Below are 12,657 nucleotides of genomic sequence, written 5' to 3'. Positions count from 1 at the left end.
GTTCCGGACAGGCTGGTGAACACAACCCCAGCGATACTCGTCCCGGTCGCTTGGTGCATGGTCGGCACGAATCCGCCCAAAAGCAGGAGTGGAACCATGAAGATCCCTCCTCCAACCCCGAGGAGGCTGGCAACGAACCCGATCCCAAGCGCAGCGGCGAACAGCTCAACGAACTCCAATCCTCCCCCCTTTCCGACAAACTATATGCCTATTCCCGCGAAGATTCACTCGTCTGGAAAAACGGAGCCTGAACCGCTAGAGTTACTCCGATCGAGAAAGGGGGAAACGACAATGGATACACATGTGCCGACGCGGGAAGAGGCATGGGCCCTTTTGAAGGAGTACAACCAGTCCGAGAGTCTGCTCAAGCACGCCCTTGCTGTCGAGGGGGTGATGCGCTACATGGCGCGCAAGCGCGGCGCCGACGAGGAGAAGTGGGGAATCATCGGGCTTGTGCACGACCTCGACTACGAGCGCTATCCGGATCAGCACTGCCAGAAGACGAAGGAGATCCTGGAGGAGCGGGGCTGGCCAGAGGATTACATCCGGGCGATCATGTCGCACGGCTGGGGACTGGTCACCGATGTCGAGCCGGTGGAGGAGATGGAGAAGGTCCTCTACGCGATCGACGAGTTGACCGGGCTGGTCACCGCGGTCGCCCTGGTACGGCCGTCGCGCAGCGTTCTCGACATGAAGCCGAAGTCGGTCGCCAAGAAGTGGAAGGATAAGTCGTTCGCCGCTGGGGTGAACCGTGAGGTGATCGCCAAGGGGGCGGAGATGCTCGGGATGGACCTAAAAGACCTGTTCGAGGACGTGATCATGGGGATGCGCGAGGTGGCGGATAAGATCGGACTCGCCGGGAACGTGGGGGAGGGAGGATGACCTCCGTGCGGGGACGGTGGAGCCTGGACGATCTCGCCTCCCCGGAGAGGCTCGACGAAGACATCGACGAGCTGAACACCGCCGTCGTCGCCCTCGAGAAGAAGCGGTCGGCCCTCACCCCGGAGATCGGGGTGGACGAGTTTCGGGAGCTCATCGGACTCGTCGAGCAGATCACCGCCGGTGCCCGCCGACTGAGGGCGTACGCCGATCTCTGGTTCGCCGAGGATACCGGGAATCAATCCGCACTTGCGTTCCAAGGGCGGATCGAGAAGCTCCTGACCGACGTTCGGAATCGGACCCTGTTCTTCGAGCTGTGGTGGAAGGGACTCCCCGACGAAACAGCGGACCGCCTCCTCGCCGCGAGTGGTGATGTGCGCTACTACCTTGAGACACTCCGTCGGTTCACTCCCTACACCCTGTCCGAGGTGGAAGAACGGGTGATAAACGTCAAGGACGCGACCGGGGCGAGCGCTCTTGTCACCTTGTACGACATGATCACCAACTCGTTCAGCTTCACGCTCGAGGTGGACGGGGTGAAGAAGACCCTCACCCGCTCGCAGCTGATGACCTATGCTCACGACCCCAACCCCGACCTGCGCGCGGCCGCGTACCAGGAGCTCTACCGCGTGTACGGGGCCCACGGGACCCTGCTCGGACAGATCTACCAGTACGTGGTGCGCAACTGGAACGATGAGGAGATCGGGCTGCGCGGTTTCTCCTCTCCGATTGCGCCCCGCAACCTGCAAAACGACATCCCGGACGCCGTAGTGGATACCCTGCTTGCGGTCTGCCGTGATAACGCCTCCGTCTTCCAGGACTACTTCCGGCTGAAGGCGAAGTGGCTGGGGATGGAGCGGCTCCGCCGCTACGACCTCTACGCTCCGCTCGGGGCTTCTCCGACGAGCTACACCCTGGATGAGGCGGTGAGCCTCGTGCTCGAGAGCCTGGCGCGGTTCTCCCCGGAGCTCGCCGGGCACGCCCGCCGGGTGATCGAGGAGGGACACCTCGACGCGGAGGTCAGACCGGGGAAGGAAGGAGGAGCGTTCTGCTACGGGGTCCTTCCCGGGCTCACCCCGTGGGTCCTTCTGAACTACAACGGCCGCTACGACGACGTCTCCACCCTTGCCCACGAGCTCGGGCACGCGGTGCACGCCCTCATGGCGGCCGACCACTCCCCCCTCACCTTCCACTCCGCCCTGCCGCTGGCGGAGACGGCCTCGGTCTTTTCCGAGATCCTCCTTCTGGAGAGCACCCTGGAGAAGGAGAGAGATCCGCGTATCCGCCGGGAGGTCCTCGCCCGGTTCGTGGACGGTGCCTACGCCACCGTCACCCGTCAGGCGTACTTCGTCCTGTTCGAGCAGGAGGCACACGGGCTTATCGTCCGGGGGATTACGACCGACGAGCTTTCCGCCCGCTACCTCGAGAACCTGCACGAGCAGTTCGGGGACGCGGTCGCGGTGGGTGAGGAGTTCCGCTGGGAATGGGTGTCGATCCCCCACATCTATCAGACTCCGTTCTACTGCTATGCCTACAGCTTCGGCCAGCTCCTCGTGTTGGGGCTCTACAAGCTCTACAAGGAGGAAGGGAAGAGCTTCGTCCCCAAGTACCTGCGCATCCTCGCCCACGGTGGGGCGGCCGCGCCGCAGGAGATCCTGGATGAGGCCGGGATCGACATGGCGGATCCCGCCTTCTGGCAGGGGGGATTCGACGTCATCTCCGAGATGATCGCAAGGCTCGAAGAGGATTAGCGGCTTACTCCTTCCGGATGTCGGCGACCGTTGCATCCGTTATTCGGATGAGGTCCGCCGTCGCCAGGCGGACCAACGTCCCGCGTGCTCCGGCGTTGATCACGACGGTATCGTTCTTTGCGGTTTCGGCGTCCAAGAAGACGGGAAGCGCGCGCTTCGCCCCGAGCGGACTGATCCCTCCTACCTGGTAGCCGGTGACCCGCTCCGCATCGTGCGGGCTCGCCGGAAGTACACGCTTGCACCCGCACGCCCGCGCGAGCTTCTTGCCGCTCACCCGTCCTGCTCCGTCGATCAGGGCAAAGACAAATCCTCCGGAGTCCTCCTGAAAGACGAGGCTCTTTATCACCTCGCGCGGAGGGAGGCCGAGGGCGCGGGCGGCGTACTCGGCCCCCGTTTCTTCGGGACGGTAAGAGAGGACGGAGAACTCCACCCCGACGTTCTTCAGCTCTTCAATCCCGCGTGTCGTCATCACCCAATCATACACAAACCCTTGCTGTGTGCACCTGCTCCCGGACTAGAGGGAGAGAACCGAAGCAGGGCTCCCCTTGCGCTTCGTCGCCCTGCCCCTGTATCCTCGGGCTCAGCATGGAACGGATCGACATCGACAGGATATTCACCGCGCACCCGTTCGCCCGGGAGATACTCGAACGGCTGCACGCGGCCGGACATGAGGCCTACCTGATCGGCGGTGCGGTGCGAGACTCCCTCCTCGCTAGGTGGGAGGGGCGGGATGATTTCGTTCCGGCCGAGGTCGACATCGCCACCTCCGCCCTCCCACGAGAGATCCGCGCCCTGTTCCCGGACCGGCCGATCGTCGGGGTGGGGGAAGAGTTCGGGGTCCTCGTGATTGTCGCCCCGGACGGCCGCCAGTACGAGGTCGCCACCTTCCGCACCGAATCCGACTACGACGGCCGCTGGCCGGGGAAGGTGGAGCTGGTGCGCGACCTCGCCGGAGACGTAAACCGACGCGATCTGACGATGAACGGGCTCGCCGCTGATCTTGACGGGAGGGTGATCGACCTCGTCGGTGGGGTCGAGGACCTGCGGGCACGACGGATCCGGGCGATCGGAGACCCGCGTGCTCGGTTCTCCGAGGACTACCTGCGCATGCTGCGCGCGGTCCGGTTCGCCTGCCAAATCGGAGGAGAGATCGAGCCGGAAACGGCGGCGGCGATCAAGGAGAACGCGGCTCACATCACCGCGATATCCTGGGAGCGGATCCGCGATGAACTCCTTCGCATTTTCAAGACCAACCGGGCGGCGCACGGGCTCGAGCTCCTCGACGAATTCCGCCTCCTCCCCCACATCCTCCCTGAGATCGAGGCATTGAAAGGGGTTCCCCAGCCGGAGGAATACCATCCTGAGGGGGACGTGTACGTGCATACGGTCATGGCCGTGCGGGTCGCGGATGGGTTCGTGCGCGATCCACTTGTGAAGCTCGGGGTCCTCCTCCATGACATCGGAAAGCCGAAGGCCCTCGCCCGGAGCGGTGGGGTGAACATGGGCGGGCACGAAGCGATCGGGGCGCGGATGACGAAACGGATCGGTGAGCGGCTCCGCCTCTCCCGTGCGGACGTCGCCCGCCTCGTCTACCTCGTCAAGAACCACATGCGGGTCGCCGTCTTTCCCAAGATGGGCCGGGGCAAGCAGGTCCGGTTCATCAGCGAGGGGGAGGCGGAAGGAGAAAAATCCCTGCGCCGCAGATTCCCGTTGTTCTTCGACCTTCTCCAGGTCCTCATCGCTGATTCCGAAGCGAGCGCCCACCGCGCGGCCGGATGGGGCCCGGTGATCGAGGAGACCCTGCGCGTGATCGAACACATCGAGCACGTGGGAAGCCTGAACCGGGCGCGGGAGCTGATCGATGGGAACACCCTGATCGAGCTCGGGCTGCAGCCGGGGCCGTTCCTCGGCGAGGTCCTGAACAAGGTCCATGACCGGATCCTCTCCGGGGAGATCACCACGAGGGAGGAGGCGATCGCCGCCGCCCGTGCCCTGATCGCTAAAGAAGGAAGAACGCCCCCCGGGTGAGGGACATCCGGGCTGGAGCAGCCATCTCCCCTTCCGTAGACTCGGACCGAGATCGCGTTCACCGAAAGGTTGGAGACTGATGGCGACACCTCTTCACATAAGCGACGACCTGGCACTGAACCTGGAGGAGATCATCGGTCAGTGCATCGCCATCCTCGGGATCCGCGGCTCGGGGAAGTCGAACACCGCCGGGGTGATCTTCGAGGAGCTCCTCAAACATAATTATCCTCTCTCCATCGTCGACATCGACGGGGAGTACTTCGGGCTGAAGGAGAAGTTCGAGGTCCTGGTGGTCGGAACCGGGGAAGGGGTGGAGATCGAGGTCGACGCCGACTGCGCTGAGGAGATCGCGCAGATCAGTATGGAGAAGAACGTTCCGGTCGTCCTCGACCTGTCCGGTTTCTTGTCCGAGGAGCGGAACGCCTTCCTGCAGGAGTATCTGACCGCGCTGTGGAACCTCGCCGGCAAGCTGCGCCGCCCCTACATCGTGGGGATCGAGGAGGCGCACGAGTTCATCCCTCAAGGGACGCGCACCGAGCTCAAGGAGCTGATCGCCCGCATCGCCCTGCGCGGGCGCAAGCGCGGCCTGGGGGCGATCATCGTCTCCCAACGCTCGGCCAAGGTGGAGAAGGACGTCCTCTCCCAGGCCGGGATCCTGTTTCTCCACCGCGTGGTGCACGAGGCGGACATGCGGGTCTACTCCGAGCTCCTCCCGTGGCGGAAGAGCGAGGTGAAGGAGCTGATCTCCGCCCTCGACACCGGGAACTGCGTGTACATAAACGGCGATACCGTCCTCCCGATCTACGTGCGCGAGCGGGAGACGTTCCACGCCGGGTTCACCCCGTCGCTTGAGGTGGTGGTCACTCCTCAGCTCAAGCAGGTAAGCCAGTCGATCATCGAGGCGATCGAGCGGGCGAAGCAGGGGAAGGGGAAGAAAACACGCCTCGATGCGCTGAAGGAGAAGATCGCCCGATTGGAGGCCGCGCTCGCCGAGCGGGAGAAGAAGATCGAGCAGTTGGAGGAGATCGCCCGTACCCTCGGCTACATCAAGGTCGAAGTCCCCACCCCCTCGCTCCCCGAGATCCAGGAGATCTCCAAAGCGATCGTTCACTCGGTGGAAGGAGGAAATGGAATCGGGCCGGACCGGGTTCCGGCGACGGTCCACGGGATCGGCTCCGCCACGACGGATGAGAACATGGTAATCGACCTCGAGGAAGAGGCTCCCCCGCCCCGCGGAGAATCGCTCCCCCCCGCCGTACTCCGCCACATCGACCGGCTCACGGCGCGGATCGCCCACAAGGGGATCCTCGAGCGGCGGATCCTCGCGTTTTTGGTGGAGCATGCTCCCCTCTCCTACTCCGTGAGCCAGATCGCGGCATGGACCGACTGCGCCCGCGGGGTGATCGAGAACTCCCCCCCGCGCGAGTTCCTCGAGATGGGGCTGATCGTACGGGAACGGCGCACGGACGGGACCCACTATCGGAGCAATCTGAACGCGTTCGTCGCCCGCGAGTTCGGGGTGTACCAGCCCGACCTCGACCGCCGTGCCCTTCACCTCGTCTCCCGCATCCTTCGCGCCCGCATCTCCTCCCTCGGTAAACCGGTCGATCAACCAGTCTAGCCTCTCCTCAATTATTTTATTCTCTTGTTTTACATCATTGACTGCCCCCCGCTTTTTTGCTATGATCTTTTCAGGAAAAGGAGGGGGCATGAAGGTAAAAATCGTCGAGCGACACACCGGTTCGAGCGAAGCGTTGAGGTCTTACGTCATCGAAAAGACCAGCGGATTGGAGCGCTACTTCGATGGGATCGTCAGCATTGACGTTGTCCTCACGGTGGAAAAGGAGCGGCAGATAGCCGATATGCACGCGCACCTCGTCAATCGCAAGGTGATAACAGCCCGAGAGGAATCTTCGGACATGTACGCCTCGATCGACGCCGCCATCGACAAGCTGAAGCGGCAGCTGGTCAAGTACAAGGATCAGCTGACCAGTGTTAAGGACCGGGGGAAAAAGGACGCCCTCCCCGAGGAGGCGGTAGGGAAGGTGAACCACCGCGAGATCATCCGTACCGACACGTACTTTCAGAAACCAATGACCCCCGAGGAGGCTGCCCTGCAGCTCGATGCGATCGATAAAGGATTCCTGGTGTTCATCAACGCGGAGACTGATGCGGTAAACATCATCTACCACCGCCGCGACGGTAATTACGGCCTGATCGAGCCACGGCGGTAGGGGGACAAGGGTGACGCGGGCACTCGCTCTCTTCTCCGGGAGCCTGGCCAGCCGGGTGGCGGCCCGGGTGGTAGCCCGCCAGGTGGACGAGTTATTCCTGCTTCACTTCCGGTCCCCGTTCTTCGCCGATTCCGGGCCGTTGCGCGAGTTGGTGAAGGAGGAATGGCCCGGGGTCCCGCTCCGCACCCAATCCCTGAAGAAGGAGTACCGCCGCATGGCGAACATCCCGCCCCGCGGCTCGTTCGCCCTTACCCGAAGCTGCCTCAGTTGCCGCACGATCATCCTCATGCGGGCCGCCCGGTACATGGAGCGCCTCAAGGCCGACTTCATCGTCACCGGGGAGATCGCCGGGCAACGCGGCCTCTCTGCCGATGACCTGACGCGGATCGATGAGGCGCTGGGGATCACCGGTCTCGTCCTCCGCCCTCTCTCCGCTCACCTCCTCCCCCCGACCCAGGCGGAACGGGTCGGCTGGGTCGAGCGGAAGCACCTATTCGGACTTAAGGAACATGATTCGCCTCTCCTCCCCGAGATCGCCGCCCGCCTCGGGATCGTTGCGGATGGCGATCCGTTCAGCGCGGAGATGAGGTGCAAGTTGACATTCCCTGGGTTCGGGGCGCGGCTGGAGAGCCTGCTCACTGAGGAGCACTTCAACCTGAACGCCATCAGGCTCCTCGATTTCCGCCTCTACTACCGATGCCCCCCGGATGTGAAGATCGTCCTGGCAGCTACGGAGGAGGAAAAGCGGGCGCTGCAGGACCTTCTCCTCCCCCAGGACCTGCGGGTCTACCTCCCGACCTATCCCGGGCCGATGGCGATGGTGCGGACGAATTGGCCCAAGAAGACGGCGTTCGAGGTAAGAGAGATCGTCGAACTCGCGGGGAGGATCGCCGCCACCCACAGCTCGGCTCCGCCGGGGACGCTCATCCCGGTGAGCTTCCGGTTCGAACGGGATGATGAGACCTCCCAGCTGAACGTCCTACCGTTTTCATCCCCGGCTGCGATCGAGGAATACTGCACCCTTTACGCCGTCGAGTTTCCCGACCGCGGATCGGGGTGCACCGTGCGCGATGACGATTCCTATCCGACTCCAGTGTCCAGCCGTCGTTGACCAGCAGGAAGAGCCTCACTCCTGCTAGCGCCGGTTAACCCCACGGAACACGAGAACTGCGTTCTGTCCTCCGAACCCGAACGACTCGCTCAACGCCACCCTTATCTCCGCCGCGGTCGGGGTCGGAGTGTAATCCAAGTCGCATTCGGGGTCGGGGTTTTCCAGATTGATCGTCGCCGGGATGAACCCGTGCTCCATCGTGAGGAGAGTAGCGATCGCCTCCACCGCCCCGGCCGCGCCGAGGAGGTGACCGATCTGCGATTTGGTGGAGCTTATCCGCACCTTGTACGCCGCCTCCCCCAACGCCCGCTTGATGGCCTGGGTTTCGGCACGGTCGTTGAGCACGGTCGATGTCCCGTGTGCATTCAGGTAGTCGATCCGGTCCGGCTCGATCCCGGCCTGGGCAAGGGCCGCCTGGATCGCCTCCGCCGCCCCGGTCCCGTCCGAGGAGGGAGCAGTGATGTGATAGGCATCATCGCTCATCCCGAACCCGGCGAGCTCGGCGTAGATCCGTGCCCCCCGGGCGCGGGCGTGCCCCTCCTCCTCCAGGATCAAGAACCCCGCCCCCTCTCCGATCACGAACCCGTCCCGGTCGCGGTCGAACGGACGGGAGGCGCGGGTCGGGGCATCGTTCCGTTTGGACAGGGCCCCGAGCTGGGTGAATCCGGCGTAGGCGATGGTCACCATGACCGCTTCCGCCCCGCCGGCGATGGCGACGTCGAGGAACCCCGCCTTGATCAGCTCCCCGGCGATTCCGATCGCGTGCGCCGAGCTGGCGCATGCCGACACGACCCCGAAGTTCCCCCCGCGCAGGCCATACTCGATCGCGATCTCTCCCGCAACGGCGTTCGGCATCAGCCGCGGGATGAAGAACGGGCTGACCCGACGCGGCCCCTGTTCGAACAACAGCTTGAAGTTGTCGGATAGCGTCTCCAGTCCGCCGATCCCGGTCCCGGCGATCACCCCGCTCCGGGTCGGGTCGAGCGCTTTCGGGTCGAGCTCGGCATCGGCGAGGGCGAGCTTGGTGGCGACGAGCCCGAACTGAGCGCTCCGGTCGAGCCGACGCGCCCGCCGGCGGTCCATGTGCTCGAGCGGGTCGAAGTCGACGACGGGAGCCCCGATCTTGACGTCGATTCCCTCCAGATCGACGCGATCGTCCACCCGCCGCACCCCGCTCTTCCCGGACCGCAGCCCCTGCCAGTACGCCTCCTTCCCGATCCCGATCGGGGTGATCGGCCCGAGCCCGGTGATCACGACCCGTCTAGGCATGGACCTTCTCCTGTGCCCGTAGGAAGGCGAGTTCGGTGGGGTCGCCCTCTCCGATCTCGGCTATCCGTGCCCGCACGCGGGCGAGGTCGATCTCCTCCCGCGGCACGGCATCCTGGGCGAGGATCGTCACCCCGTCCGTTCCCACACGGAGAAGTCCGGCTGCGACGACAAATCCAAGCTCCCCTTCCGCCGTCTTCACCCGCACTTCGCCGGGGACGAGGGCGGCAAGGAGGGGAGCGTGCCCATTCATCACTCCGAACTCTCCGCGCGGACTGCGGGCGACGACCATCTCCGCTTCGCCTGAGAACAACCTTCTTTCCGGTGTCATTAATTCACAACGCATATTCAGCTCCTTGCCCGAGACTATAGGGGAGGAGAGTTTTCCCGTCAAGTCCCGCGGCCGAGGACCTCGATGTAGGTGGAGATCAGTTCCTTGGTGCGGGCAGCGGCGGCGGGGGAGAGCTTGACCACCTTGCTCCGTTCCAGGGGATGGGTGAGGAGCCAGTCGAGGGTGCGGACGAGCCCGGCATCGACCGGGACCCCTTCGATTCCCTGAGCACAGCTTGCGCAGAGGATCCCTCCCCGACCGGGGACGAACCGAAACGGTCCGTCCTTCCTTCCGCAGCGCTGGCATGCATTCAGGTGAGGGCGGTGGCCGAGGAGGGCGAGGAGCTTCAGCTCCGTCGCGGTCTGGAGGGCCAATGGGTCCCCGGTCGGGAGGAGGGCAAGGAACCGGGAGAACAGGTGGTATGGCCCGTCCTCGGGTTGATGGGAGGGGAGGAGGCGGTCGAGAAGGCGGGCGACGGCAAGAGCGGATTCGACCGCTGCCAGGTTGCGCTTGATTTGCAGGTAGGCTTCCAACACGCTCCCCTGGGAGAGGAGATCGAGGCCCCGGTGCGGGTAGAACACAACCTCGATCCGGTTCAGGAGATCGAATACCCCACCGAGACGGGAGTTCAGGCGACGCACCCCCTTGGCGATCCCGGTCCGCTTCCCCTTCTTCTCCAAAAACAGGGTGACGATCAGGTCCGCCTCCGCGTACGGGCGCGTCCGCAGGACGAACCCCTCCCCGCGCTCGAGGCCCACTCTACTCCGGCGCCCCCGCGATGATCTCCACGCTCCGGCTCGCCCCGATCCGGCTCGCTCCGGCCTCGATCATCCTGACCGCGGTCTCGTAGTCCCGGATCCCTCCGGCCGCCTTCACCCCCATCTCCTCGCCCACGGTGCGGCGCAGCAGGGCGACGTCCTCCACGGTCGCTCCTCCCGGGCCGAACCCGGTCGAGGTCTTGACGAAGTCGGCCCCGCCCGCCTTGGCCAGGATCGCCCCGGCGATCTTCTCTTGCTCGTCCAACAGGGCCGTCTCCAGGATCACCTTGACGAGCACCTTCCCCGGCGCCTTGCGGGCGGCGTCGCACACGGCGCGGATGTCGGCGAGCACCGCCTCGTAGTTCCCCTCCTTCAGGGCGGCGACGTTGATCACCATGTCGAGCTCATCCGCCCCGGCGGCGATCGCCTTCTGGGCTTCGAACCCCTTCACCTCAGCAGTGGTCATCCCGTGCGGAAACCCGATCACTGCGCACACCTTCACCGGGCTGTCCGCGGTCAGCTCGCGGGCGAGCCTGACGTGGCACGGGTTGACGCACACGGAATAGAAACCGTACCGGACCGCCTCGGAGCACAATTGCTCCACCCCGTCCCGGGCCGCAGTCGGGCCGAGGAGGGTGTGGTCGATCATCTTCGCCAGTTCCTTTTTGCGCATCCTTTCCTCCTTAGTTTTCTGCCTCCAACACAACCCTCTTCCTCCCCCATTCGAGGAGGTGGAAGCTGCGCCCCGCCTCGTGCACGAACCCGGTAAGAAGATATCCCTTCCCGAACAGCGTCTCAAATACCTCTCGCGCCTTCACCCGCCAGTCACGGGCAAGGTTAGGAGAAGTGGTGAAGAGCCGGTCGAGATCGACCGGGATCTCCACGAGGATCACCTTGCTCCCCGGGTTCGGGTTGAACTCGACCAGCTGGCGGAGACCGTCCCCCACCCCGCGCGTCTTGGTCACCACCTCCATCCGGTCGAGTCCGAAGCGGTAGTGGGAGGGAAGGAGGCCGCGGTCGAGGACGGCGTTCACCCGCGGGGAATCGATCCACCACTCGATCTCAATCCTGTCGGTCGCCAGGCCGCCGTCGGCCGGGTCGGGGAGGGGACCGTATCGGTTGCGGGAGTACCCAACCCCGATCCCACCGAGCTTGTTCAGCGCGATGTGGGCGTTGACCCCGCGCAGGGGATCGATCCCCCACCGGATGAGCGAGATCCCGGTCCGATGGGCATACCTCCGCTCGGCACAGCGGAGGGCCGTCGCGATCCCGCGATTGCGCGCCTCGGGATGGACCCCGAGGAACAGGGTAAAGTGAGAGTCGACTCCGTCCTCCCGGGAGAGGAGGTCGACCAACAGACCATGCAGTTCCCCTGACTCTTCGTGCGCCCCGAGGACGAGCCCGCCGCGGGCCCCGATCTCGACCAGGGCATGGGGAGGGATCACCAGCCGCTCCCATCCACCGAGGACCTCAAGCTGAAGCCGCTCACAGGTGGCGAGGTCATCCAAGCGGGTGAGGGGCCGGATCGTTACCGCAGGCCCTTCAGTCATCTCTTCAGGTCAACCGCTCGATCTCAGCGGCGTCTCTGGTCCATCCTTTGCGGACTGCGACCCGCAGCTCGAGGAAGACGTGCTTGCCCAACAGCCGCTCGATCTCGACCCGCGCCTGTGTCCCGATCTTCTTTATCAAGCTCCCCCCTTTCCCGATCACGATCCCCTTCTGGGAGTCGCGGTCGACCACGATCTCGGCCTTGATCTCGAGGATTCCGTCGTCGCGCTCGTGCATCCACTTCACCCGCACCGCCGTCGAATACGGGACCTCCTGGTAGGTGAGCTGGAAGACCTTCTCCCGAATCAGTTCGGCGATCAGGAACTCCTCCGGCTGGTCGGTCTTTACGTCCGGAGGGAACAGGGGCGGCCTCTCCGGAAGGTAGGAGATGATGGTGTTTACAGCGTCGGCGATCCCCAGTCCCTGAGTGGCGCAGATCGGGATCAGCTCGACGAACTTCCCGGTGGCGTCGTACGCGAGGAGAGTCTCCTCCAGGGCGTTCCCCTTGGCGAGGTCGACCTTGTTCACGAGGAGGATCATGGGCGGGACGGGCTCGGGGAGGCGGTCGAACAGTTGGCGGTCGTAGTCGGAGACCTTCCCCCACGGTTCGACCATGTACGCGATCACGTCCACCTCCCGCAGGGCGCGGAACGCCTCCCGCAGGATGCGGCGGCTCAGCAGGTTCTGCGGGTCGTGTAGGCCCGGGGTGTCGACGAATACGATCTGCGCGGTGTCGGTTGTATAGACACAG

14 protein-coding genes are annotated in these 12,657 nt (G+C 64.6%); 6 read left to right on the top strand and 8 right to left on the bottom strand.

Going from position 1 to position 12,657, the window contains the following annotated elements; genetic code table 11:
• On the bottom strand, positions 1 to 179 hold a 179-nt coding region (locus J7J55_03160; GenBank protein ID MCD6141705.1), incomplete at its 3' end, for a sulfite exporter TauE/SafE family protein.
• A gap of 112 nt (positions 180 to 291) precedes the next feature.
• On the opposite strand from J7J55_03160, the gene J7J55_03155 reads away from it, so the two are divergent.
• Positions 292 to 882, top strand: a complete 591-nt coding sequence (locus J7J55_03155) for an HDIG domain-containing protein (GenBank protein ID MCD6141704.1) — start codon at positions 292 to 294, stop codon at positions 880 to 882.
• A complete protein-coding gene (locus J7J55_03150; GenBank protein ID MCD6141703.1) occupies positions 879 to 2,630 on the top strand; it encodes a M3 family oligoendopeptidase in 1,752 nt (583 codons plus the stop codon). The genes J7J55_03155 and J7J55_03150 overlap by 4 nt, the downstream gene beginning before the upstream one ends.
• A 4-nt stretch (positions 2,631 to 2,634) precedes the next feature.
• Here J7J55_03150 and J7J55_03145 read toward each other — a convergent pair whose 3' ends face one another.
• Positions 2,635 to 3,099 (bottom strand): aminoacyl-tRNA deacylase, encoded by a 465-nt coding sequence (locus J7J55_03145; protein ID MCD6141702.1) that lies wholly within the window; start codon positions 3,097 to 3,099, stop codon positions 2,635 to 2,637.
• A 116-nt stretch (positions 3,100 to 3,215) separates the two neighbouring features.
• On the opposite strand from J7J55_03145, the gene J7J55_03140 reads away from it, so the two are divergent.
• The 4 genes from J7J55_03140 to J7J55_03125 all read left to right on the top strand — a co-directional run bounded on the left by J7J55_03140 (position 3,216) and on the right by J7J55_03125 (position 8,003).
• Complete coding sequence (locus J7J55_03140; protein MCD6141701.1) at positions 3,216 to 4,658, top strand: CCA tRNA nucleotidyltransferase; 1,443 nt, start codon at positions 3,216 to 3,218, stop codon at positions 4,656 to 4,658.
• 79 nt (positions 4,659 to 4,737) lie between these two features.
• Positions 4,738 to 6,279: a DUF87 domain-containing protein gene (locus J7J55_03135; protein ID MCD6141700.1), complete on the top strand. Its 1,542-nt coding sequence runs from the start codon at positions 4,738 to 4,740 to the stop codon at positions 6,277 to 6,279.
• 88 nt (positions 6,280 to 6,367) lie between these two features.
• Positions 6,368 to 6,892 carry a ribosome-associated translation inhibitor RaiA gene (gene raiA, locus J7J55_03130; GenBank protein MCD6141699.1) on the top strand — a complete coding sequence of 175 codons (525 nt, stop codon included), beginning with the start codon at positions 6,368 to 6,370 and terminating at the stop codon, positions 6,890 to 6,892.
• Between the two features lie 10 nt (positions 6,893 to 6,902).
• Entirely contained in the window at positions 6,903 to 8,003 is a 1,101-nt protein-coding gene (locus J7J55_03125) for a hypothetical protein (GenBank protein MCD6141698.1), read from the top strand.
• Between the two features lie 24 nt (positions 8,004 to 8,027).
• Here the strand turns inward: J7J55_03125 and fabF are convergent, their stop codons facing one another.
• The 6 genes from fabF to era all read right to left on the bottom strand — a co-directional run.
• Positions 8,028 to 9,272: a beta-ketoacyl-ACP synthase II gene (gene fabF / locus J7J55_03120; GenBank protein ID MCD6141697.1), complete on the bottom strand. Its 1,245-nt coding sequence runs from the start codon at positions 9,270 to 9,272 to the stop codon at positions 8,028 to 8,030.
• Positions 9,265 to 9,615 carry an ATP synthase F1 subunit epsilon gene (gene atpC / locus J7J55_03115; GenBank protein MCD6141696.1) on the bottom strand — a complete coding sequence of 117 codons (351 nt, stop codon included), beginning with the start codon at positions 9,613 to 9,615 and terminating at the stop codon, positions 9,265 to 9,267. Before atpC ends, fabF begins: the two co-directional genes overlap by 8 nt.
• Before the next feature lie 44 nt (positions 9,616 to 9,659).
• Positions 9,660 to 10,358: a DNA repair protein RecO gene (gene recO / locus J7J55_03110; GenBank protein MCD6141695.1), complete on the bottom strand. Its 699-nt coding sequence runs from the start codon at positions 10,356 to 10,358 to the stop codon at positions 9,660 to 9,662.
• Between the two features lies 1 nt (position 10,359).
• Entirely contained in the window at positions 10,360 to 11,031 is a 672-nt protein-coding gene (gene deoC / locus J7J55_03105) for a deoxyribose-phosphate aldolase (protein MCD6141694.1), read from the bottom strand.
• Positions 11,032 to 11,041: 10 nt separating this feature from the next.
• The gene (locus tag J7J55_03100) at positions 11,042 to 11,908 is read right to left on the bottom strand and encodes a hypothetical protein (GenBank protein MCD6141693.1); all 867 of its coding nucleotides are present in this window, start codon (positions 11,906 to 11,908) and stop codon (positions 11,042 to 11,044) included.
• A gap of 4 nt (positions 11,909 to 11,912) precedes the next feature.
• Positions 11,913 to 12,657: GTPase Era (gene era, locus J7J55_03095; GenBank protein MCD6141692.1), on the bottom strand; the 745-nt coding region annotated here is incomplete at its 5' end.

The sequence above is a fragment of the Candidatus Bipolaricaulota bacterium genome, assembly GCA_021159055.1.
Classification (GTDB): domain Bacteria; phylum Bipolaricaulota; class Bipolaricaulia; order UBA7950; family UBA9294; genus S016-54.
Note: the sequence above shows the minus strand (reverse complement) of the source record. Positions and strands in the feature narration are given on the sequence as shown.